Here is a 21,842-nt window from a genome sequence, read left to right on the forward strand (position 1 = left end):
ACGGTGTCCGACAATATAAAGGCTTTCCTTGGCCTTTGTGTCTGTTTACTGACTGCCAGGTCGAAGCGGTAACTTCAACTCCGCACACAACCCGCTACCCTCGCGATTGCTCAACGTCAACGATCCCCCGAGCGCCAACGCCAATTGCTGCGCGATCGCCAACCCCAGCCCCGTGCCGCCGGTGCTGCGATTGCGCGAATTCTCTACCCGATAAAACGGCTCCATCACGTGGGCCAGTTCCTCTTCGGCAATGCCCGGTCCGCGATCCATGATCTTCACCGAGAGGCCGCCGTTTTTCGCTTCCACCCACAGCTCGGCGGCGCCGGCGAACTTCAGAGCGTTATCCGTCAGGTTTACCAGTACCCGCCGCAAGGCATGGGGCCGGGTGTCGATCACCGCGCCACTTTTGCCACCCAAGGTCACGTCTTTGCCCACGTCCTGGTAGTCGAACACCAGGCTGTCGAGGAATGAATCGAGGTCGGTGCGGCGGCTTTCTTCGGTGGCGCCGTGAACGCTGCGGGCATACGCCACACCTTCGCGCACCAGGTGCTCCATCTCACTGAGATCGCTCCACAGTTTGTCTTTTTCGCTGCAGTCGTCCATGAATTCGGCGCGCAGTTTCATGCGGGTGATGGGGGTTTGCAGGTCATGGGAAATCGCCGCCAGCAGTTGCATGCGCTCCTTCAAGTACGCGGCGATGCGTGCCTGCATCGAATTGAAGGCGATGGCGGCGTGGGCGACTTCGGTCGGGCCTTTTTCGTCCAGGTGCACCGCGTGGGTGTTGGGATCAAGGTTGTCCACGGCCTCGGCAAGGCGGGTGAGGGGGCGGATGGCGATTCTCACCGCCAGCCAGGTGCAGAGGATCATCAGCGCCAACTGGCCCAGCAGAACGATGGGCAACCACGGCGACAACGGCACCATCGATGGCCTGACGTCGATGGTCACCGGGCTGCCGTCCGCGAGTTTCAGGTGCACCTGAAAGTGTTTCTGTTCGCCGGGAATGTCCGTCACGGTCATCGGGTAATCCTTGCCGATGGCGTCCTTGATCGATGTCATTGCGATGGGCGTGTCGCTCATGGCCACGCCCGGCGAGCCTTCGTCGAGCAAATAACGGTAGTTGCGGCGGTTCAGTTGTTGCAGCCAACCCATGCGTTCTTCGGCTGGCAAGCGGTCAAGAATGGCGATGGAAGTCGAGACGTCGGTTTCCAGATTGCCGAGCATGGTGTTTTTCGCGCTTTCGTAACGCTCGTAATACTGCGCGCCGAAGGACAGCGCCTGCGCCAGGATCAGGCCAATCAGAAAGATCAGCGAGAGGCGCGAGGCCAGGGTGCGGGGCCAACGAAGGGTGAGGTTCATGACGGCGCACCGAGCACTTCCACCGGCAGGGAAAAGACGTAGCCCTCACTGCGCACGGTTTTGATGTAGGCCGGTTCGCGGGCATCGTCGAGCAAGCGTTGGCGCAAGCGGCTGACCAGCAAATCGATGGAACGGTCAAACAGATCGGCGTCGCGGCCCTGGGTCAGATTGAGCAACTGGTCGCGATTGAGCACCCGCTGCGGGTGATCGAGGAACACCCGCAGCAATCGGTATTCCGCACCGCTGAGCGCGACCATGGTGCCGTCTTCGTCCAGCAAGTGCCGGGCCGAGGTGTCCAGGCGCCAGCGCCCGAACGCCAGCAGGCGACCGCTTTCGGTGACCACCAGGTTTGGCGGCAGCATCCGCGTGCGGCGCAGTACGGCGTTGATTCGCGCGAGCAGTTCACGGGCGGCGAACGGCTTGACCAGGTAATCGTCGGCGCCCATTTCCAGGCCGATGATGCGGTCGGTTTCGTCGTTGCGGGCAGTGAGCATCAGCACCGGCGTGGCCTTGTGTTTGCCGGCGCGCAACTCGCGGCAGAGCATCAGGCCGTCGTCGCCCGGCATCATGATGTCGAGCACGATCAGGTCCACCGGCGTGGACTCAAGGAAGCTGCGCATCTGGCGTCCATCGGCGACGACCGTGGTGCGCAGGCCGTTCTTCTTGAGGTAGTTGCCTACCAGTTCCCGAATCTCGCGGTCATCGTCCACGATGAGAATGTGATCGACGTGTTCCATGGGGGCCAAGCCTCTATCAATGGGGGATGTTGCGCAGTCTATCGGGCCTTGGCCCGCTCGCCCGCAGCCCTTTGTATTGCAGTGTATCTGGCGTAGCGACGGATACATGCAAAGGCAAAAATGCGGTTTTCCAGGGGTTTTGTATCGCTCTGTATCAGGGGCCGGCTTTGATACGTACCGATTTACACGCGGCTGTTTTCGACACAGACGAGATACCTCGCGAGCTTCTAATGGGTTCCATCGAGGCAACCCACACCGCCTCTGCTCAATCGAACGACCTACCCATTGAAGCCTTGAGGAAACCGCCATGAACACCAAAGCCATCTACGCCGCTTGCCTGTTTGCCGCCCTGAACATCTGCACCTTGTCGGCCCGCGCCGAAGCCGCCGATGTCACCGCCAAAACCTACACCTACGGCACCCACCTGGACATCAAGAAAGTGCTGTCGTTGAAAGAAGACGCCGCGCCTTCCTGCGGGGTTGTGAATGCCCAGCTGATCTACCTCGATTCCCAGCACAAAACCCAGGTGCTGGATTACCGCAAATTTGCTGACGGCTGCAACGCGGACAACTGAGTCCTTCGCTGAGCGATTGCCACCCCCCTTTGAAACAGGAAGAACACCATGAACAACGTCACCCGCTTTTTGACCGCTGTTGCTTTCTCCGCAGCCGGCGCGGCTGCCCATGCCAATGCCGCTGTTGAACAGAAAAGCTGTGGCAGTGCGACCTGCTTCCAGCTGACGCCGGTGGCCGAGCAGGGCGCTCATGCCTTCCTCGCACAGGACGGCTCGAGCCGCACGCCGCAAGGTCAGCTACAGGAAAACCAGAAGGCCTGATGCCCGAACCCGGTTTTGTGAACACCACAATTCCAGTGTAGGAGTGAGCCTGCTCGCGATGGCGGAGTGTCAATCGACATCAGTGTTATCTGACACACCGCCATCGCGAGCAGGCTCACTCCTACAGGGGGTAGGCGGTGTGTCGTTCTTCTCTATTTTCAAGGTGATTACCATGTTTCTCATCGCTTTTCTGGGCGGCATATTGACCGTCCTCAGCCCCTGCATCCTCCCGGTGGTGCCGTTCCTGTTCGCTGGTGTCAAACGCACCCGTTCATCCATTCTGCTGACCCTCGGCGGCATGGTCCTGACCTTTGCCCTGATCGCCAGCCTGGCGGTGGTCAGCAGCGAATGGGTGGTGCAAGCCAACAACACCGGTCGTCACGTCGCGCTCTTCGTGATGGGATTGTTTGCTCTGTCGCTGATTTCCGCCCGTGTCGGTGACTGGATGGCCCGTCCGTTCGTGGCGCTGGGCAATCGCCTTGATCCCGACACCCGCAAAATGTCCGGCCCGCTGGGTTCGGTCATGATCGGTGTGGCCACAGGGCTGCTCTGGGCACCGTGTGCCGGACCGATCCTCGGGGTGATTCTCACCGGCGCCATGCTCCAGGGTGCGAACGCACAGACCAGCCTGTTGCTGCTGGCCTACGGCCTGGGCAGCGCACTGTCCCTGGGGACCTTGATCTTCGCCGGTCGCGGTTTGGTCAATCGCTTGAAAGTGTCGATCCCGGTCACTGGTTGGTTGCGTCGTGGTGCCGGTGTTGCCGTGCTGGCGACCGTGGCGGTGATTTCCACCGGTGCCGACCGGACACTGTTGGCCGGCACCTCGTCCGAAGGCGTTAGCAGCCTCGAAAAAGGCGTGATGGAAAGCGTGCCGAAAGTCGTCGACTACTTCGTCAGCAAGGTCAGGGCCGACTCCATGGACAACGCCCAGGGTGCCATGCCGTCGCTGTCCGGTGCCGTCCAGTGGCTGAACTCGCCAGCGCTGAGCAATGATTCGCTCAAAGGCAAAGTGGTGCTGGTGGACTTCTGGACCTACGACTGCATCAACTGCCAGCACACCCTGCCGTATGTGAAGGACTGGGCGAAGAAATACGAGAAGGATGGCCTGGTGGTCGTCGGCGTCCACACCCCTGAATACGGTTATGAGCGCATCATCGACAACGTCAAGGATCAGGTGAAAAAGCTCGGCATCACCTACCCGGTGGCCATCGACAACAACTACGCGATCTGGCGCGCCTTCGACAACCAGTACTGGCCCGCTCACTACCTGATCGACGCCAAGGGCCAGGTGCGTTACACCCACTTCGGTGAAGGCGCCTACGAAACCCAGGAGAAAATGATTCAGCAACTGCTGGAAGAGGCCAAGGCACCTTCGGCGTAACCCTCGACATCAATGGCTCACAGGCTGCGCGCCGCGGGCCATTGGTTTTTTCTCCTGATTGCGCCGCCACGCCGCCGGTGGCGCGCCGTACTCTCGACGAAAGGCACGGCTGAAGGCCGTGTCGGTCTGGTAGCCCACCTCTTCGGCAATCCGCATCAACGAACTGTTACTGCTGCGTAACAGGTTCGCCGCCAGCAACATCCGCCACTGCGTCAGGTACTGCATCGGCGAACTCCCCACCAACTGTGCAAAGCGTTCCGCCAACACCGACCTTGAGGTGCCGGCGGTTCGCGCCAGTTCATCCAGGGTCCAGGCGTGACAGGGTTTTTTGTGCAGCGCATTCAGGGCGGCACCGACGATCCGGTCACCCACACCCGCCAGCCAGCCGGTCCGGCCTTCACCGCGCTCGTTCATGTACAGGCGCAACACCTCGATGAACAACACCTCGGCGAGTTTCGCCAATACACCTTCGCCCCCGGGCCTGGGCGAGCGTGCTTCGGCCAAGGCATAACGGACCGATGATTCCAGCCAGATTCCGGCATTGGAGCCGCGCACATTGACCCGGACCACCGCCGGCAATCCCGTCAGCAACATGCCCGCCAACCGCGTATCGCAGGCCAGATAACCGCACACCAGCCGCGTGACCGCGCCGCCTCCGCCGTAACTCAGTTGCCGTGGACGGCGCGCCAGCACCACGTCCAGCCGCTTGCCGGTGACCGGCGTCAGCCCCGGTTGCGAGCTCATGCGATGGGCATCGCCCTGAGGGAATACCACCACATCGCCGGCGGTCAGGCGCAGCGGCGCAGCGTTTCCCATCTCGACATAGCACTCGCCTTCGGTGATCAGGTGGAATATCACCACCCGCTCGGCGCCGGGCTCCAGAAAGGGGGCCGCCGTGTCGGCACTGGGCGACTGGTAGCACCAGGGCGCCGTGAACCTGGCATTGATGAAAATCGCGCCGACCAGGCGGACGACGCGCAGGGTTTGGGACAGGGCGTCCATGGTGACTTCCCATGCGACTAAGGGCTTTCTGATTGTGAGCGCGTTGCCGGGTAACGTGAATTCTCCGGACGATCGGGCAGTGTTGCCCGACGATCGGGCAGGACGCCGGCCCGCGCCGGAGCGATAGTTTGCCTACAGGGCCACTGCCGACCCTGTCATCAATAACAAGACTGAGAGGTTGCCATGCCAAAGTTCGTCATAGAACGCGAGATTCCAGGTGCTGGAACACTGTCAGAAAGGGATTTGAAAGCCGCTTCGCAAAAGTCCTGCCGGGCATTGCGCGATTTGCCGCAGGTGCAGTGGCTTCAGAGTTATGTCACGGGTGACAAGTTGTACTGCGTATACATCTCGCCGAGCGAAGCGCTGATCCAGGAGCACGCGAGGCAGAGCGGTTTCCCGGCCAACCGCATTTCCCAGGTGATGAACATCATCGATCCGACCACGGCGGAGTAAGCCGGGCTTGCGTTCCAATCCTTACGGAGCAGATTTAATGAGCACCCCCCTTGATCTCACTGCCCTGAAAAACCGCCAGATGGTCTCCTGGGCCAGCGGCGATTACGCCGTGATCGGCACCACCCTGCAAATTGTCGGCGAGCAACTGGCTGAAGCCTGTGACTTGCTCTGCGACGAACGCGTGCTGGACGTGGCCGCCGGCAACGGCAATGCGACGCTCGCCGCTGCACGCCGAGGTTGCAACGTCACCTCGACCGACTACGTGGCGGCGCTGCTGGAGCGCGGCGAAGACCGGGCCCGGGCCGAGCGCCTGGAGGTGACCTTCCAGGTCGCCGACGCCGAGGCGCTGCCGTTCGAAGACGCCAGCTTCGATGCGGTGCTCTCGACCTTCGGCGTGATGTTCACGCCGGATCAGGCCAAAGCGGCTTCAGAACTGGCGCGGGTCTGCCGTCCTGGCGGTCGCATCGGCCTGGCCAACTGGACGCCTGAAGGTTTTGTCGGCCAGATGTTCAAGACTCTGGGCAAACACCTGCCGCCACCGCCAGGCGCACAACCGCCTTCAAACTGGGGAACCGAAGCCTGGTTGCACTCGCACTTCGATGAGCGTGACTTTCAGGTCCAGGTGACGCGCCGCACCTTCAACTTCCGTTATCGCTCGGCGGCGCACTTCATCGATACGTTTCGCACCTGGTACGGCCCGGTCCACAAGGCCTTCGCGGCGCTGTCTCCCGAGGGAGCCCAAGCCTTTGAAAGCGACCTGACTGAGCTGATCAACCGGATGAACAGAGCGGGAGAGAAATCGGTGGTGGTGCCGAGTGAATACCTGGAGGTCGTCATCACCCGACGTTAACCAGACAACACAAAACCCTGTAGGAGCGAGGCTTGCCCGCGAAGACGGAGCGTCAGGCAACATCGTTGTCGACTGATACTCCGTCTTCGCGGGCAAGCCTCGCTCCTACAGGGGATGCGGTGTTTTGTAGAGGGCGTTACTCATCCACCCGCTCGGTGTACACCACCCACACGCTGCAGGGCATTTTGTACAGCAGGTGTTCCACTGTGCTGCCGATCAACCGGCCCAGACCGCGATGGCCGACCCGGCCCATGACGATCACGTCGACGTCGTAGGCGTCGACATAGCGGGTCAGGACCTTGGCCGGGTTACCCATGATCATGTGCCGCTGCTCGGGCGCGATGCCGTTGCGCTCGGCCAATTCGTTGAAGGCGTCCTCCTGGTAGTCGAACAGGGTCTTGGCCTTGCCGGAATTGAAAAACGCCGAGCCGTTGTCAAAGCCGAACTCGTCTGCGCTGATCGAGGAAAGGTCATAGGCGTAGACCACGTCCAGCTCGGCGTTGCAGGCACTCGCCAGCTTCGACGCTTCGTGCAGGATCCGGTCATTGAACGTTTTGTAGTGATCATCGCGATGAAAAGGATCGACCGCCGCGACAACCTTGCGTGGCAGGGCGTGAACGGCATGGCTGACAAAATGCAGCGGCACCGGGCATTCACGCAGCAAATGCACGTCGAGCGGGGTAAACAACAACCGCGACAGCAGTGATTCGTGCTCCAGCGCCTTGATCAGCACGTCCATCGGCTGCTCTTTGAGGTGAATCAGGATTTCTTCCAGCGGGCGTTCGACCCACGCCACCTCAGTGGTGACGTGGACGCCGATCTTGCGCAGGGGACGGGCCTGTTCTTCGAGCCACTGGCGGTGTCGATCAACGTAGCCCAGACGCATTTGTTCCAAGGCCTTTTCGTTGACCAGGCTGGCGGTGGCCAGGCCTTCCAGGTAATCGAACGCCACGATGTGCAACGCCGCATCTTCAGCCTTGGCCAGCGCCGCGGCTCTGTCGAAGGCGGGGCTGTGTTCCATCAGTGGCGAGGCGACCAGCATGAAGCGTGATTGACCAGACATGTCGAACCTCCCGCGTCGTTCAATCCCCTAAGTATTGACCATGATCGACCTCCCGTCCGTCAGACCGGCGCAGGTTGGGTGGGCGTGGCAGTCAGAGGGAGGTCAGTCGCCGTTCCATGATGATCGTGCGCTCGGCTCCGTGGAATTCGTCGCGGACTTTTCGAAAGCCCAGCTTGAAGTAGAAGGCTTCTGCGGTGATGGAGGAGGGGACGCGCAAGACCTCGATTTTGGCTTCGGCGGCGATGCACTCGATCGTGGCCATCAATTGCCTCCCGAGGCCGCGTCCTTGTTGAGTCGGGTCGACAAAGACGCTGCGCACCACATCGCGATCAAGGCTGGCCGTGGCCACGATATGACTGTTGATCATTGCGACGAAAACCTGGCGTTGGGTCAGCAGCGTGCGAATGGACTCGGTGGAAAAGCTCTTCTCCACCTGCTCGATGATGTCGGGTGGGTAGTCCAGGGCATTGGACTGGCGCAGCGACTGGATGATGACCTGGCTGATGGCGGACGCGTCAGCTGCGGTGGCGGGCCGTATTTGCGGTTTCATGGTGCTACCTCAGTCCTTTGAACATCCAATTCCCCTGTGGGAGCGAGCCTGCTCGCGATGGCTGAGTGTCAGTCGACATCTACATCGGCTGGAAAGCAGTCATCGCTAGCAGGCTCGCTCCCACAGGGATCTAGGCAATCTGTGCGCCGCGTGCTGCCAGCAACTCCCGCAACACAGAACGATGGCAATGCGCTTCATCCTCGCAATAACACCCAACCGCCAGCGCGGTTTGATGGGAGAGGGCGGCCAGCAGATCCAGCAGTTGACTGGGCGCCGGGTGGTTCATTTCCGCCTTGAACTTGCGCCGAAAGGCCTCCCAGGCTTTGTCATCGGTGGCCGCTTTGGCTTCGGCCACCAGTTCCGCACTCGGCGACAGCAGTGGCTGCCACACATCATAAAAGTCCCGACGGGCGAACTCGGCCTTCGGTACACCACGAGGGGGGCGGCGTACCGTGCCGATCCGCAACCCTTCATCAGGCAGGCGCGGCGAGCCGAGTCGAACGATATGGATGGCCATGCTGCGTTACTTTTGGCGCGATCCGTCGAACCACTCCATGGCGGTGCGCCAGATGCAGATCCCCAGGAAGTAAGCCGACATCAGCAGCCAAAGCCCCATGACCATCGGGTTGATGACCGGGTGATTGACCACCAGCGACAAGCTGCACAGCAGCCAGATGGCGGTCACGGCAATGTTGATCGGCATGAACTTGCGCACGCGAAACGGGTGCAGGAACTTCATGCGGGTCACGGTCAGCAAGGCCAGGCCAATGATCGTCAGGAAGGTAATCCATGGCGACGGGGCGATGATGTACAGGCACAGGGCCACGACGTTCCAGGCGGCGGGGAAGCCCTGGAAGTAATTGTCTTTGCTTTTCATGTTGACGTTGCAGAAGCAAAACAGCGACGAAACCAGAATCAGCGACACGGTCAGCAGCAGCGTGTAGTCCGGCAAGGGGATGTAGCGATAGATGAACAGCGCGGGGATGAACACATACGTCAGGTAGTCGATCACCAGATCGAGAATCGATCCATCGAAACTCGGCAACACCGACTGCACATTGACCTTGCGTGCCAGGGCACCGTCCAGCCCATCGACGATCAGGGCCACGCCCAGCCACAGCAGGCAGTTGGTGGCCTGGTTTTCCAGCAAGGCGAGGGTGGCGAGGAAGGCAGTGACCACGCCGGTGGCGGTAAAACCATGGGCGCCCCATGCTTTGAGTCTGGCGATGTGTAGGGTGGATATCACGGGGGGCGTTCTCCAGAAAGATGAAGCAAGCCAGTCATCACCCTCATTATCAAGGGCGGCGGCAAACCGGTTCGGTTGCAGGTATCGACCGGAAATCCGGGAATAAGGTTCACCGCCAGTAAATCTTAGCTGGGCCGGCAAAAAATACTTTGGATTAATCTGCAGTGCTGTTCACTGAACACTGGCACACAGACTTACCCGTTTTTGTGGCGAGGGAGCTTGCTCCCGCCGGGCTGCGTAGCGGCCCCAAAAAATGTGGCAGCAATGCCGGTTTTTGTGAGTGCTACGCACTCTAGCGGGAGCAAGCTCCCTCGCCACAGGCCAAACGGTAATGGCGCATTTGCCGGCGAGGACTATTGTTGCCTGACCGGGTCACTCCCATCGATGAGGACGTCGTCATGAACACCAGCGATTTGCTCGAACAACTCCTGCGGGCCGGCCAGGGCTCCAGGGAGCGACAGGGTGGCGCATCTGCCCAGGGCGGCATCGACGGCGGTCTGGGCGGGTTGCTTGGCGGCTTGTTGGGCGGTGGCGGTGGTTCAGCCACGGGCGGGGGCGGATTGGGTGGTTTGCTCGGTGGCCTGCTCGGCGGCGGCTCACCGCTGGGCGGCTCGACCCGCACCCGCTCAAGTGGCGGCACCAACTATGCGGCCCTGGCTTCGCTCGGGATGATGGCCTTCCAGGCGTATCAGGCATGGCAACGCAGTCAGGCGGCTGCGCCGCAACAGGCACCGCGTACTGTAGACCTTTTGTCCGGCCCGGAAGTCGAGGAGCACAGCCATGCTGTGCTGCGGGCGTTGATTGCTGCAGCGAAGGCCGACGGCCGGATCGACGACGCCGAGAAACAGATGATCAGTACCGAACTGGGACGTCACACCGAAGACCCGCAATTGCAGCAATGGCTGGATGACGAAGTGGCCCGGCCGCTGGATGCCGCCGATGTGGCGCAGTCGGCGACGGATCCTGGCATGGCGTCAGAGATGTACCTGGCCAGCGTGATGCTGGTGGACGATCAGCAGGATGCCGAGCGCAACTATCTGGATGAGCTGGCGGCGGCGCTGAAGATTGACCCTGAGCTGCAAGTGCATCTGGAGCAGCAGGCCAAGGGTGGTGCGGTTTAGGGGCCCGTTAAACCGGGTTGTCTTTCAGGCCGCCTTCGTTAGCAGGCCAGCGCCCACAGTGGATTTGCGGTGTGCGCAAGGTCCCTGTGGGCGCTAGCCTGCTAGCGAAGAACGATAACGCGGTCAAACTGCCGGTTTGGGCACCAGGAAAATAACCCCGTACGCTTCGGCAATCTCCAGTATCCGCGGTAAATCCTCCGGAACCCTTAATTGATCCACCGCCGCAAAAAACTGCCCGCCCCGCGGATCCGACACCACGCCAATCATCTTCGCGGTAGGGCTGATGTTCTTGTAGGCATGAATCGAACCCCCGGGGATATGCACATACCCCCCGGCCGAGACGGTGGTGGACTTGCCCGCCACGGTCACTTCGACCTGGCCGTCGACCACATAGAACGCCTCGTCCCACGGATGAAAGTGCAGCGGCGGCCCTCCACCTTGCACGCCTTCCTGAATATGCATCTCAAAGGGCTTGCTGAGGTCGCCGCCCGCGAGGATGGTGATCGCCTCGCCCACGACATTTACGGGTGCCGGCGATTGCTCGATGACGTGCACCGTTCGCATGACTGCTCTCCGAAGATGACCCCGCACCCGCTGATTATAGGCCGCGTGCGCCGGGCGGGCGGTGCTGCACAGGTCCGTCCGTCAGGGCGATTTCAACGTCGATTGAATTTTTCTCCGGGCAAATCGCTCTGCTGATGTAGAGACGTGTTGATTCAACGTCCTGCCACTGGCCTTAGACCGAGAGATGCGCCCATGACTGCCCTGACACGACTTGAATCGCGGCCCGCCCACGAACACCCGATCCCGGCCGCCGGGAGCCTTAAACAAGCCTATGAACACCTGCTGCTGGGCGTCGACTCCGAGCAACGGCGTGCTCTGGCGCGAAGCTTTCTAGAGGTGCAGCTGGAACACGCCACCCACTTGCCTCAAGAAATGCCAACGGACCTGTCGGCCCTGCAATCGTTCGTCGAACACCACAGCGTCGACGTTGCCCGCCAATACGCCGACTACCTGCAACAACGCAAAGAAGGCGGGCCCCGGCAGTTTTTCACTAACAAGGCCCACGCGCTGTTTTTCCTGCAAGCCGTGGCCCCGACCAAACTGGTCGACGGCGCCTGGTTGTACGGCCTGTTGCGTCAGTGGCGCGACCCGCGTTTCGAAGGGCTGATCTGCACCTATCTGGAAGAGCTCGGCGACGGCAACCCGGCGCAGAATCATGTGGTGATCTACCGCAAGCTGCTCGCCGAACATGGTCTGCAAGACCCTGGGGTGATCGCCGACGAGCATTACCTGCAGGGCGCGATACAACTGGCGCTGGGCGAATCCGCCGACGAGTTTTTGCCGGAGGTGATCGGCTACAACCTGGGCTACGAACAGCTGCCGTTGCACCTGCTGATCAGCGCCTATGAACTCAGCGAATTGGGCATCGATCCGTATTACTTCACCCTGCACGTGACCATCGACAACGCCAGCACCGGCCACGCGCAAAAAGCCGTGCAGTCGGTGCTGCAACTGCTGCCGGTGGAAGGCGATCGCGAAGACTTTCTGCGTCGGGTCGCGCTGGGTTATCGACTCAATGATCTGGGGCAGGGCAGTCGCGCGATCATCGAATCGTTCGACCTCGACGCCGAGTTGCTCAACATGCTTGAGCGCAAGCGTCCGTTCGGCCAGCACATGCATTCCGACTACTGCCGTTTTGAAGGCAAGACCGTCAACCAATGGCTGTCCGCGCCGGAGCAGTTGCCAGGGTTCCTTGCCGCCATGGAAAAAAAGGGCTGGATCAAGCGCGGACAGGATCCTCAGGCCAGTCGCTTCTGGCAGTTGATCGAGGGGGATGGTGCCGCCATGTTCGGCGTATTCAGCCCCTATGAAAAACAGCTGCTGCATGACTGGATTGCCGGCAACTGGACGCCTGAGCGCTCAGCCACAGCGGTCCGCCGAGGCACGAGTGTCGCGACAGAACCGCCAGTGCCCGACAACGACCCGGATATCCAGAGCCTGCAAACCTCGCTGGAGGGGCTTGCCGCACACGAGCAGATGCCCGTGCTGATCCCGTGGTTGTCGGCCCATCGGCATTCCCATCCAGCCGGCCTGATGGCTACGCGACGGTTCATCGAACTCAAATCCAGCCTGCGATAGGAGCACGGCATGAATCAGGAAGAACAACTGGGCGCTGCCGATCTGGCGCTGGTGCAGCTGGGGCGCCGTTTGCAGGCCGATGGTTACCGGTTTATCACCCCGACGCCGCTCACGCACCAGCGGGTCAACGACCGTGCCTTTGGGCAAAACGCCCGGACCTTGCGCGACGTGTTCGGCTGGTCGCGCTCATTCGAACCGGGCCTGCTGTCGACCGATGAACAGCGGCAGTTGCAGGAGGCGGGCGTGCTGCAAGAAAGCAACGGCCGACTGAAAAGCCGCGTGCGCTGGTCCAGCCTCGATGATTTGCTGTTCGTGCACTCGGGGTTTCCCACCGACGCGGCGGACGCGGTGTTTTTCGGACCGGACAGCTACCGGTTTGCGCAGCTGATCCACGCTCATCTTCAACAATCCTTCGCGCCGATCCGGCGCGCCGTCGACATTGGTTGCGGCGCGGGTGTCGGGGCGATTGTGATTGCCCGCGCACGCCGTGAAGCCGAGGTGCTGGCCGTCGATATCAATCCCGCGGCGCTGCGTTTGACGGCGGTCAACGCGGCCCTGGCGGAAGTCGCTAACGTCACGGTCGAGGCCAGCGATGTGCTGCAGGACGTCGACGGCCAGTTCGACCTGATCGTCGCCAATCCGCCCTACATGGCCGACCCCACCGAGCGCGCTTACCGGCATGGTGGCGGCGCTCTCGGTGCGCAGTTATCGTTGCGCATTGTCGAGCAGGCGTTGCTTCGACTGGCGCCCGGTGGCTCTTTGGTGCTGTACACCGGGGTGGCAATGATCGATGGCCAGGATCCGTTTCTTGAGGCACTGACCCCGCGCCTTGAATCGCCGATGTTCGGCTGGACCTATCGCGAACTCGATCCCGATGTGTTCGGTGAAGAGTTGCTGACGCCCGGCTATCAACGGGTGGAGCGGATTGCGGTCGTGGCCTTGATCGTCACGCGCATCGGCCCCGGCATTGGGGGACGCGTCGAGCCAACAGGTGCGCCATGAACAAGAATCTGGATGATTACAACCGCATGCGCGATTTTTCGGCGACCTCTGAGCCCGCCGCGAAACGTTCAGGCAAGAAAACTGCGAAAGACCATGCCTTGCAGTTCTGTATCCAGAAGCACGATGCCTCGCGGTTGCACTATGACTTTCGCCTGGAACTCGATGGCGCACTGAAAAGCTGGGCCGTGCCGAAAGGCCCCTCGCTAGACCCCAAGGTCAAGCGCCTGGCGGTCCACGTTGAAGACCATCCGATCGATTACGCCACGTTCGAGGGCAGCATTCCGGAAGGGCATTACGGTGCCGGCGATGTGATTGTCTGGGACCGGGGCGTGTGGATCCCCCAGGAAGATCCGGCCAAGGCCTATGCCAAAGGCAAGCTCAAGTTCGAGCTGCAAGGCGAGAAACTCGGCGGCTTGTGGAACCTGGTTCGCACGCACATGCCGGGCAAGCAGGAGCAGTGGTTTCTGATCAAGCATCAGGACAGCGCGGCGAAACCCGAGAGTGATTACGACGTGGTCGCCGCCGAACCCGACAGCGTGCTCAGTGACCGCACCATTGTCCCCAAAAAGGCCAAGACCGCCGCCAAGCCCAAACCGGTGAAGAAGCCGGCGCGCAAGGTCGCGGCTAAACAGCGGTCGGCGCAACTCACCGGGGCTCACAAGGCCAAGCTGCCCGACCAGCTCAAACCGGAATTGGCGACGCTGGTGGAAAAAGCCCCGCCGGGCGAGTGGAGCTATGAGATCAAGTTCGACGGCTACCGGATCATGGCGCGCATCGACCACGACGAGGTGAAACTCTTCACCCGCAACGGCCACGACTGGACCCACAAATTGCCGAAACAGGCCGAGGCGCTGGCCGCTCTGGGCCTGGAGTCCGCCTGGCTCGACGGTGAGATGGTGGTGGCTAACGAGCAGGGTGTGCCGGACTTTCAGGCGCTGCAAAATGCCTTTGAATCCAATCGCAGCGGCAACATCCTTTATTACCTGTTCGACATGCCTTACCTCAATGGCGTGGACCTGCGCGAGGTGCCGGTCGAGGAGCGGCGGGTCGCGCTGGCAACGGTGCTCAAACCCAATAAAGATCCTTTGCTGCGCTTCTCCGACGCGTTCGGCGAGGAGCCGGAAGCCTTGCTCAACAGTGCCTGCCAAATGCAGATGGAAGGGCTGATCGGCAAGCGCCTGGGGTCGCCTTATGTGTCACGGCGCAGCAGTGACTGGATCAAGCTCAAGTGCAAACATCGGCAGGAATTCGTCGTGGTCGGGTTCACCGATCCCAAAGGTGCGCGCAATGCCTTCGGCGCGCTGCTGTTGGGATTGCATGACCGGGACAGTGGCGAGTTGCGCTACGCTGGCAAGGTCGGCACCGGTTTCAACGAGACCACGCTCAAGCACATTTATGAACAGCTCAAACCGTTGCAGGTAAAAAAACCGGCGGTGGTCAATCCGCCGACCGGTTTCGACGCCAAGGGTGTGCATTGGCTCAAACCGGTGTTGCTCGCCGAAGTCGCGTTCGCCGAGATGACCAAGGACGGATCGGTGCGCCATGCCGTATTCCATGGCTTGCGCGATGACAAGCCCGCCGAAGACATCACCGAGGAGCGTGCGAAAGCCGTGAAAGCCCAGACCAGCAGGAAATCCGCCGCTGACAAACCGGCCACCGCGACGAAAAAGAAAACGGCCAAGGCAGCGCCCGCGCCCTCACAAGTCGGCCTCGGCGACGGCAAGGTGCGCATCACCCACCCGGATCGGGTGATCGATGCAAGCAGCGGCACCACCAAAGTGCAGCTGGCGGAATATTACGCCAGCGTCGCCGAATGGATTCTGCCCGAGCTCAAGGATCGGCCGGTGGCGCTGGTGCGCGCCCCGGATGGCATCGCGGGCGAGCTGTTCTTCCAGAAAAACGCCGAGCGCCTGGCCATTCCGGGCATCACCACGCTGGACAAGGACGTCACCGGCCAACCGGTGATGATCATCAACAACGCCGAAGCGCTGATTGGCGCCGTGCAGATGAGCACGGTGGAACTGCACACCTGGAACGCTACCACGGAGAATCTCGACAAACCTGACCGCTTCGTTCTCGACCTCGACCCGGACCCGGCGCTGCCGTGGAAAAGCATGGTCGAGGCGACTCAGCTGACGCTGTCGGTGCTGGATGAGCTGGGGCTCAAGGCCTTCCTCAAGACCAGCGGCGGCAAGGGGATTCACCTGGTGGTGCCGCTGACCCGCAAGCACGGTTGGGACGAGGTGAAGGACTTCAGCCACGCAATTGTCAGCCACATGGCGAAGTTGCTGCCGGAGCGCTTTTCGGCGGTGTCAGGGCCGAAGAATCGCGTCGGACGGATCTTCATCGATTACCTGCGCAATGGACTGGGTGCCACTACCATCTGCGCCTATGCCGCCCGCACCCGCGAAGGGTTGCCGGTGTCAGTGCCGATTTTTCGGGAAGAGGTGGCAGAGCTCAAGGGCGGTAATCAGTGGAATATCCACAACGTGCAGGAACGACTGGCTGAAGTGGGTGATGAACCTTGGGCAGACTTGAAGAAAACCCGGCAAACCATCACCGCCGACATGCGTCGGCGGGTCGGAATGAAAAAATAGCGTCTTGGTTAGTCGCGCTCTTTGCAGCTGCCGCTACCGGACAAACGCCTGCAAATCGCTGGCCAGTTTGTCGATCGCCACCTTGAAGTCTTTGGCGGTGATTTCCTGGCTGGCATTGGACAGCGTGCTGCCGAAGACTTTGCGCACGACTTTGGCCACGGTCTGGTTGGTGCTGGCGTCTTTAAACTCGGCCTCGATGAACAACGTGGAGTCCTGATCCCGATGCCCGCTGGCAGCGGAAACACCACCGACAACGGCCGCGACAGGCACCACTTCATACCATCTCATACCTTCGTTTTCGGCATTCACCCCGGTGATCGCCGCGCGCATGATCAGTTTTTTTGAACCGCCCGGCGCTGATTGTTCGCTCGATACCACGCGGTATTTCTGCCCCAACACACCTTTGACCTTGCTGGTCATGTAGTTCTGCAGTTCATCCAGGGTTTGCCGATTGACCCGCTCGGTCGGCTTGGGCGCCGGATAGAGCTCCAGTTTGTTGAAGACCACGGTGTCGTAGGCGTTTGGATTCCAGGACGGGCTCACCCAGCGCATCGCGGTTTCGCCACTGGTGGTGGTGACTTGCTGCAAGTTGTTGTAGTCGGTAAGGAAGCCCGAGTACTGGTCTTTTTCGGTGACTTTCGAGGTGCAGCCCCCGAGTAGCAGACTGGTCAATGCGACGCCGATGAATAATTTCCGGGACAGGTTCATTGTGGTGTGTGCTCCATGGGGGTTGTCTTTTTTTTTCGATTGCAGGCATCAAAAACGCCAGGTCATGTTTCCGGTCACCGCTTGAATCCAGGCATTGTCGAATTGACCGGAAGTTCGAGTGCCCGACGTGGACTTGGTCTGGTCGACCGGCATGTCGCCAAGCCAGACCATGGCCCAGCTGACGTTAATGTCGGTGACCTTGTTCAGAGCATAGGTGGCCCCAGCCGCAACGCGCCAGGATTCGTCCATGGGCACGGTAAACGTGCGGTTGCCGTCGGAAACGGCGCTGCTGTCGTAAGCCACGCCGAAATTCCACAACAGCTGCGGGGTGGCCTGGTACTGCGCGCCCAGGGCCAGTTGCCAGGTGTCTTTGAAATGGGCGTCGACGGTGGTCGATTGTGAACCGACTGCGGTGGTGTCGACTTGCACCGCGATATCGCCGAACTCGGACCAGTCCTGCCAGTTGACGGAGGCGAGCAAGGCCCATCGCGGGTCGAGTTGCTGGAACAGGCTCAGGGTCGCGGTTTGCGGCACGGTCATGTCGAGTTGGGTATTGGTGTTGTTGACGCGCTCCAGCAAACGGCCGTCGCCTTTCACATCCAGCCGGTCTTCGAAGTCCAGATCGACCTTGCTGGTGTAGGCCAGGCCAATACGGGTGCCGGGTTGCGGGGCGTAGATCACTCCCACATTCGCCCCAAAACCCCAATCGTTGTCTTTGTACTTGAACTGGCCGTCGCTGCGGTCGGTGAAGCCAAAGGGTGAACGATCGATCGCGGTTTGCGCTTGCAGCATGCCGTACATGGCTTTCACACCGACGCCCACCGACCATTGATCATCGAAGCGATACGCCACGCTGGGCACAAACGACAAACCGGCGAGGCTGACGTTCTGCGCAAAATAGCGCCCGGACCAGTTGTTGTCGTAATTGGCCGCCAACCCGAAGTCGCCGTAATTGCCGAAACCGACGCTCCAGTGGTCATCGAATTGATGGCTGATGAAAAAGCTGCCGCCGGGAATCGGGTCGAAGGCATTGCCACTGCCGCTGCCCGTGCCGTTGGTGTTTGAGTCGCGATCAAAGCTCAGGTCGCCATAGAGCACCTGCAATCCGCCGGTAATTTGCGTACCTGGCAGATAACTCATGCCCGCCGGATTGCTGGCGATGGTGGAAGGGCCTTGTGCACGGGCGGCGGCACCGGCGTTGGCAAGCCCCACGTTATCGGTGCCGATTTCATAGAGCATGATGCCGCCGGCCTGGGCCTGCTGGCAGCACAGCGCAAACAGGGTGAAGGCGGGTAGGACGGCTGTTTTTAATTGCATGGATCACCTCAGCGGATGTCCGTCATGAACGCGGGTGGCTGGCATCCGCCACCCGTGTAATTCGCCTGTCTACTTGGCCATGGCCGCCCGGGCTGCTTCGATCCTGGCTTTGACCGCTTCCAGGTTGAAGCTCGCGCCTTTTTGCATGGGTGGGAACTCAACCGCCGTTTCAGCCAGTTTGACCACCTGCTGCTGTACAAACACAAAGCGCCAGAACTGGAACTTGAACCACTCGAAGTACTCCAGTGAGCCACTGGCTGCCATGTTTTCCGGCCACCCGGCGCGTTCAAACGGGTCGAGCCGCAGGTTGGTCAGGACCGGCATGTCCAGCGTGACCTTAGCCCCCAGCCAGCCACCGGGCTGATCGATGAAGCGGTACTTGAAGTCATCGATACGGATCGCACCCAGCGTACTTTCGCCGAAGTAGAAAACTTCATGCCGGTTCGACGGACCTTTACCGGTGATCATCGGTGTCTGGTCATAGCCATCGAGGTGGACCTTGTACGTTCTGTCGCCCAATTGCTTACCCTTGAGCAGCTCGGTGGCGATGTTCGGGTTGCCGGCGGCGGCAACGAGGGTCGGGAACCAGTCCAGGCCGGACATGATGCCGTTGGCCACGGTGTTGGCCGGTACGTTGCCAGGCCAGCGGACGATCGCCGGAACCCTGAAGCCACCCTCCATCACGGTGCCTTTGCCCATGGCAAACGGTGTGGTGCCGCCATCCGGCCAGGTGAAGTTTTCCGCGCCGTTGTCGGTGGTGAAAATCACGATGGTGTTGTCATCCATGCCGTCTTTTTTCAGCTTGGCCATGACGTCGCCGACGATGTCATCGAGCTGCGCCATGCCGGCTTCCTGCTCCGACCAGCCATTCTGCGAATTGCGCATCGCTTCGTACTTGTCGGACAGGTGCGTGACGATGTGCATGCGGGTCGGGTTCAGCCACAGGAAGAACGGTTTGTTATCGGTCTTGGCCTTGTCGATGAAGGTGAAAGCCTTGTCGCGGATTTCGTCGTCGACGGTTTTCATCCGCTCGGGATAGAGCGTACCGGCGTCTTCGATTTTCTGTTTGCCGACCTTGCCCCAGCGCGGCATCACCGTCGTATCGTCGGTGGTGGTCGCCCAGCTGTGGACCATGTTGCGCGGGCCAACGGTGGCCAGAAGTTCTTGCGGATAGTTGGGGTGTGCCGGGTCTTCCATGGCGTCGAGGTGATAGAGGTAACCGAAGAACTCGTCGAACCCGTGCGCGGTGGGCAGAAATTCGTTCAAGTCGCCCAGATGGTTTTTGCCAAACTGGCCAGTGGAGTAACCCATGGCCTTGAGCGCGGTGGCAATGGTGACCGCTTCAGCGGGAATACCGACAGGTGAGCCGGCCTGGCCGACCGTGGTCATGCCGGTACGGATCGGCAGTTCACCGGTAATGAAATTGGCACGCCCGGCGGTGCAACTGGCTTCGGCGTAGTAGTCGGTAAAGCGCATGCCTTCTGCAGCGAGCTGGTCGAGATTGGGGGTCCGGCCGGCCATCATGCCCTGGTTGTAGACGCCGATATTGGACCAGCCAATATCGTCGCCCATGATGACCACGATGTTGGGGGCGGGTTTGTCGGCCGCTTGGGTGATGCCGGGTAGAACCATTGCAGACAACAACATTGAAACAGCAAACAACCGGGTTAATTTTGTCTGGTTCATGAGCAGCTCCTGCGTACTGATAAGTACCGAAGTCAGGCCCCCCGACCTTTTTTAAATGGGGTATCCCCCGAAAGAGCGTAGGTATGAACTGGGAAATATCCAGTAGTAATTGACAGTGATGGGCAGCTGTCTCATGAGCTTTACAGCATGGTCGGCGATGGCCGGATTCAACTGATCTTTTCGCACCAATCCCTGCCCGACGACTCCATCACCAGCGAAACATTGGCAGCGGTTTGAGCGGGGAGCGCAGGAATTGCCGTGCGGTTTGCCGGAGCAGCATCCCGTGAAAACCATGATTGGGCAGTACCGACTTCACCGTTTTGATGTAGGCCCGCGGCAGGCCGAACGTCAGCAGGCCGAGCGACACGTCAATGATATCGGCGCGTCGGAAGGGCTCGACGCTGAGCGCATGGTCGGCAGCATAGGACCGCACTTTGTGGTGTTCCAGGATCAGTGCCGTCACTTCGCCGCTCAAGTGCGACAGTTGCCGATTGGCGAGGTAGTCGGTGGCCAGGCGCACCGAGGGTTCCAGGTAATCAATGGTTTGATCGGTCCAGATGCCCAGGTCGTGAAACGCCCCGGCGATCTGCACGGCTTCGGAGGGCAGGCCTTCAATGCCGCTGATCGCGCGGTAGAAGTTCAGCACCCGGTAAATGTGATTGCGATAACCCAACAAATCGGCACCGATCGCCAGGGCGTAGGACGTCAGTATTTCGTCGGTCACGGGGAATTCGAGAAGGGGGTTCATCGGTACGGACCTCACGCGTCGCGCAACAGGTCATTGGCGTTGAGGATCTCGAAGGCGATCTCCGGGCGTTTCTCCAGGCTGCGGCGAATCGCGGCGGGGATCGACTGGCGGGTCTTGCGGCACAAGCCCGGCAACTCGCCGAGGGTGATGCCGATGCCGCGCATGGTACGCACTTCATTGAAGCTGGGGACGATGTCCACACGGATGCCCAGTTGTGCGTACATGCGGTTTTGCAAGCGTTCGAGGTCAGCCAGGCTTTCCAGGTTTTCCAGACGATCGAGCAGACGCTTTTCTTCCTGTCGGGTCAGAAACAGGATGCGCACGTCCGCGCCCGGTGTTTCCAGCAACGGGTCTCGCCCGCAGATGCAGGCGCCGGGCGGGCAGGGTGAGCGGATCGGAGCAGAGGTCGTCATGGGCCTTAATCATAGAGCGCCCCAGACGAATCGTCAGTCGGAAATATCGGTCACCGGGATGATCTGTTCGCCGTCGGGCTGAGTGCCGGTCACCGTTTTCCTTTCCCGACGATCATTGATCCAGTTGTCCACCTGGGCGCCGAACTCGGCCGGGGCTTTACGTCCGACCCTGCGGGCAAGGTCGAGAATGGTCTGCTGGGCGAGGGCGTCTTCCATGCGTTGCTGCGCGGTCATCATGACGGCGTGAACCGAGCAATGACCTTCCACTGCCCACGTCGGCGGGGAGCCTTCAAACAACGCGCAACGCCCACGGATATCACGGCAATCGAAGATGAGCTTCTGGCCATCAATGGCGTTAACGATGTCCAGCACGCTGATTTCGTCCGCCGGCCGCGCCAGTTTGAACCCGCCGCGCACGCCCTCGGTCGCGACCACCAGTTTGGCCTTGGCCAGTTTGGTGAAGATTTTCGCCAGGTAGTCCAGCGGCACGCCTTGCAGCTCAGCGAGGTCGCGCACGCTCGCCTCACGGCTGTCGCCGTAATCGCCTACCAGAAAAAGCAGGCAGTGAATGCCGTACTCAACGCCCGCACTGTAGAGAGACATGGTTATCTCCGACTGAAAGAGTCGCCAATGTT

At 60.8% G+C, this 21,842-nt stretch carries 23 protein-coding genes; 9 read left to right on the top strand and 14 right to left on the bottom strand.

All coding sequences use genetic code 11. The features are described 5' to 3' along the window. Positions 1 to 45 precede the first annotated feature (45 nt). Both BLU63_RS23990 and BLU63_RS23995 read right to left on the bottom strand, forming a co-directional pair. Positions 46 to 1,356 carry a sensor histidine kinase gene (locus tag BLU63_RS23990; RefSeq protein WP_083376415.1) on the bottom strand — a complete coding sequence of 437 codons (1,311 nt, stop codon included), beginning with the start codon at positions 1,354 to 1,356 and terminating at the stop codon, positions 46 to 48. Then, entirely contained in the window at positions 1,353 to 2,093 is a 741-nt protein-coding gene (locus BLU63_RS23995) for a response regulator (RefSeq protein WP_010455506.1), read from the bottom strand. Before BLU63_RS23995 ends, BLU63_RS23990 begins: the two co-directional genes overlap by 4 nt. Positions 2,094 to 2,400: 307 nt before the next feature. Between BLU63_RS23995 and BLU63_RS24000 the strand changes: the two genes are divergently transcribed. The 3 genes from BLU63_RS24000 to BLU63_RS24010 all read left to right on the top strand — a co-directional run bounded on the left by BLU63_RS24000 (position 2,401) and on the right by BLU63_RS24010 (position 4,309). After that, entirely contained in the window at positions 2,401 to 2,667 is a 267-nt protein-coding gene (locus BLU63_RS24000; RefSeq protein WP_083376416.1) for a DUF2790 domain-containing protein, read from the top strand. Positions 2,668 to 2,715: 48 nt separating this feature from the next. Next, positions 2,716 to 2,928 (top strand): hypothetical protein, encoded by a 213-nt coding sequence (locus tag BLU63_RS24005; RefSeq protein ID WP_010455503.1) that lies wholly within the window; start codon positions 2,716 to 2,718, stop codon positions 2,926 to 2,928. 172 nt (positions 2,929 to 3,100) lie between these two features. Then, the gene (locus tag BLU63_RS24010) at positions 3,101 to 4,309 is read left to right on the top strand and encodes a cytochrome c biogenesis protein DipZ (RefSeq protein ID WP_083376417.1); all 1,209 of its coding nucleotides are present in this window, start codon (positions 3,101 to 3,103) and stop codon (positions 4,307 to 4,309) included. Positions 4,310 to 4,318: 9 nt separating this feature from the next. Here the strand turns inward: BLU63_RS24010 and BLU63_RS24015 are convergent, their stop codons facing one another. Next, the gene (locus BLU63_RS24015) at positions 4,319 to 5,311 is read right to left on the bottom strand and encodes an AraC family transcriptional regulator (RefSeq protein WP_083376418.1); all 993 of its coding nucleotides are present in this window, start codon (positions 5,309 to 5,311) and stop codon (positions 4,319 to 4,321) included. A 183-nt stretch (positions 5,312 to 5,494) separates the two neighbouring features. Here BLU63_RS24015 and BLU63_RS24020 point away from each other — a divergent pair, with 183 nt between their 5' ends. Both BLU63_RS24020 and BLU63_RS24025 read left to right on the top strand, forming a co-directional pair. Next, positions 5,495 to 5,764 (top strand): DUF4242 domain-containing protein, encoded by a 270-nt coding sequence (locus tag BLU63_RS24020; RefSeq protein ID WP_010455500.1) that lies wholly within the window; start codon positions 5,495 to 5,497, stop codon positions 5,762 to 5,764. 37 nt (positions 5,765 to 5,801) lie between these two features. Further along, positions 5,802 to 6,614 (top strand): class I SAM-dependent methyltransferase, encoded by an 813-nt coding sequence (locus BLU63_RS24025; RefSeq protein ID WP_010455498.1) that lies wholly within the window; start codon positions 5,802 to 5,804, stop codon positions 6,612 to 6,614. A gap of 136 nt (positions 6,615 to 6,750) precedes the next feature. Here BLU63_RS24025 and BLU63_RS24030 read toward each other — a convergent pair whose 3' ends face one another. The 4 genes from BLU63_RS24030 to pcsA all read right to left on the bottom strand — a co-directional run bounded on the left by BLU63_RS24030 (position 6,751) and on the right by pcsA (position 9,473). After that, the gene (locus tag BLU63_RS24030; RefSeq protein WP_010455496.1) at positions 6,751 to 7,677 is read right to left on the bottom strand and encodes a universal stress protein; all 927 of its coding nucleotides are present in this window, start codon (positions 7,675 to 7,677) and stop codon (positions 6,751 to 6,753) included. A gap of 91 nt (positions 7,678 to 7,768) precedes the next feature. After that, a complete protein-coding gene (locus BLU63_RS24035; protein WP_083376419.1) occupies positions 7,769 to 8,227 on the bottom strand; it encodes a GNAT family N-acetyltransferase in 459 nt (152 codons plus the stop codon). Between the two features lie 130 nt (positions 8,228 to 8,357). Further along, complete coding sequence (locus BLU63_RS24040; RefSeq protein WP_010455492.1) at positions 8,358 to 8,744, bottom strand: DUF488 domain-containing protein; 387 nt, start codon at positions 8,742 to 8,744, stop codon at positions 8,358 to 8,360. 6 nt (positions 8,745 to 8,750) lie between these two features. Then, positions 8,751 to 9,473: a phosphatidylcholine synthase gene (gene pcsA / locus BLU63_RS24045; RefSeq protein ID WP_010455490.1), complete on the bottom strand. Its 723-nt coding sequence runs from the start codon at positions 9,471 to 9,473 to the stop codon at positions 8,751 to 8,753. Between the two features lie 398 nt (positions 9,474 to 9,871). Between pcsA and BLU63_RS24055 the strand changes: the two genes are divergently transcribed. After that, complete coding sequence (locus BLU63_RS24055) at positions 9,872 to 10,594, top strand: tellurite resistance TerB family protein (protein ID WP_083376420.1); 723 nt, start codon at positions 9,872 to 9,874, stop codon at positions 10,592 to 10,594. Positions 10,595 to 10,717: 123 nt separating this feature from the next. Here BLU63_RS24055 and BLU63_RS24060 read toward each other — a convergent pair whose 3' ends face one another. Next, positions 10,718 to 11,158: a cupin domain-containing protein gene (locus BLU63_RS24060; RefSeq protein ID WP_077749101.1), complete on the bottom strand. Its 441-nt coding sequence runs from the start codon at positions 11,156 to 11,158 to the stop codon at positions 10,718 to 10,720. Positions 11,159 to 11,350: 192 nt separating this feature from the next. Here BLU63_RS24060 and BLU63_RS24065 point away from each other — a divergent pair, with 192 nt between their 5' ends. From BLU63_RS24065 to ligD, 3 genes are read left to right on the top strand one after another with little or no spacing between them, the layout of a single operon-like run. Next, on the top strand, positions 11,351 to 12,736 hold the full coding sequence (locus BLU63_RS24065; protein ID WP_083376421.1) for an iron-containing redox enzyme family protein: 1,386 nt from the start codon (positions 11,351 to 11,353) through the stop codon (positions 12,734 to 12,736). A 9-nt stretch (positions 12,737 to 12,745) separates the two neighbouring features. After that, entirely contained in the window at positions 12,746 to 13,738 is a 993-nt protein-coding gene (locus BLU63_RS24070; RefSeq protein ID WP_083376422.1) for a methyltransferase, read from the top strand. Next, entirely contained in the window at positions 13,735 to 16,335 is a 2,601-nt protein-coding gene (ligD, locus tag BLU63_RS24075; protein ID WP_083376423.1) for a DNA ligase D, read from the top strand. The genes BLU63_RS24070 and ligD overlap by 4 nt, the downstream gene beginning before the upstream one ends. A 33-nt stretch (positions 16,336 to 16,368) precedes the next feature. On the opposite strand, the gene BLU63_RS24080 is transcribed toward ligD, so the two are convergent. The 6 genes from BLU63_RS24080 to BLU63_RS24105 all read right to left on the bottom strand — a co-directional run bounded on the left by BLU63_RS24080 (position 16,369) and on the right by BLU63_RS24105 (position 21,810). Continuing rightward, complete coding sequence (locus BLU63_RS24080) at positions 16,369 to 17,043, bottom strand: DUF3313 domain-containing protein (protein ID WP_010455479.1); 675 nt, start codon at positions 17,041 to 17,043, stop codon at positions 16,369 to 16,371. Positions 17,044 to 17,091: 48 nt separating this feature from the next. Beyond that, positions 17,092 to 18,360, bottom strand: coding sequence for an OmpP1/FadL family transporter (locus tag BLU63_RS24085; protein ID WP_083376424.1), 1,269 nt, complete (start codon positions 18,358 to 18,360; stop codon positions 17,092 to 17,094). A gap of 69 nt (positions 18,361 to 18,429) precedes the next feature. Next, positions 18,430 to 20,046, bottom strand: coding sequence for an arylsulfatase (locus tag BLU63_RS24090; RefSeq protein WP_083376425.1), 1,617 nt, complete (start codon positions 20,044 to 20,046; stop codon positions 18,430 to 18,432). Between the two features lie 208 nt (positions 20,047 to 20,254). Then, positions 20,255 to 20,794, bottom strand: a complete 540-nt coding sequence (locus BLU63_RS24095; protein ID WP_077749107.1) for an HD domain-containing protein — start codon at positions 20,792 to 20,794, stop codon at positions 20,255 to 20,257. Positions 20,795 to 20,805: 11 nt separating this feature from the next. Beyond that, entirely contained in the window at positions 20,806 to 21,207 is a 402-nt protein-coding gene (locus BLU63_RS24100) for a hypothetical protein (protein ID WP_010455472.1), read from the bottom strand. A gap of 33 nt (positions 21,208 to 21,240) precedes the next feature. After that, positions 21,241 to 21,810 carry an RrF2 family transcriptional regulator gene (locus tag BLU63_RS24105; RefSeq protein WP_010455470.1) on the bottom strand — a complete coding sequence of 190 codons (570 nt, stop codon included), beginning with the start codon at positions 21,808 to 21,810 and terminating at the stop codon, positions 21,241 to 21,243. Between the last annotated feature and the right edge of the window lie 32 nt (positions 21,811 to 21,842).

This window comes from Pseudomonas mandelii (assembly GCF_900106065.1).
Classification (GTDB): Bacteria; Pseudomonadota; Gammaproteobacteria; order Pseudomonadales; family Pseudomonadaceae; genus Aquipseudomonas; species Aquipseudomonas mandelii.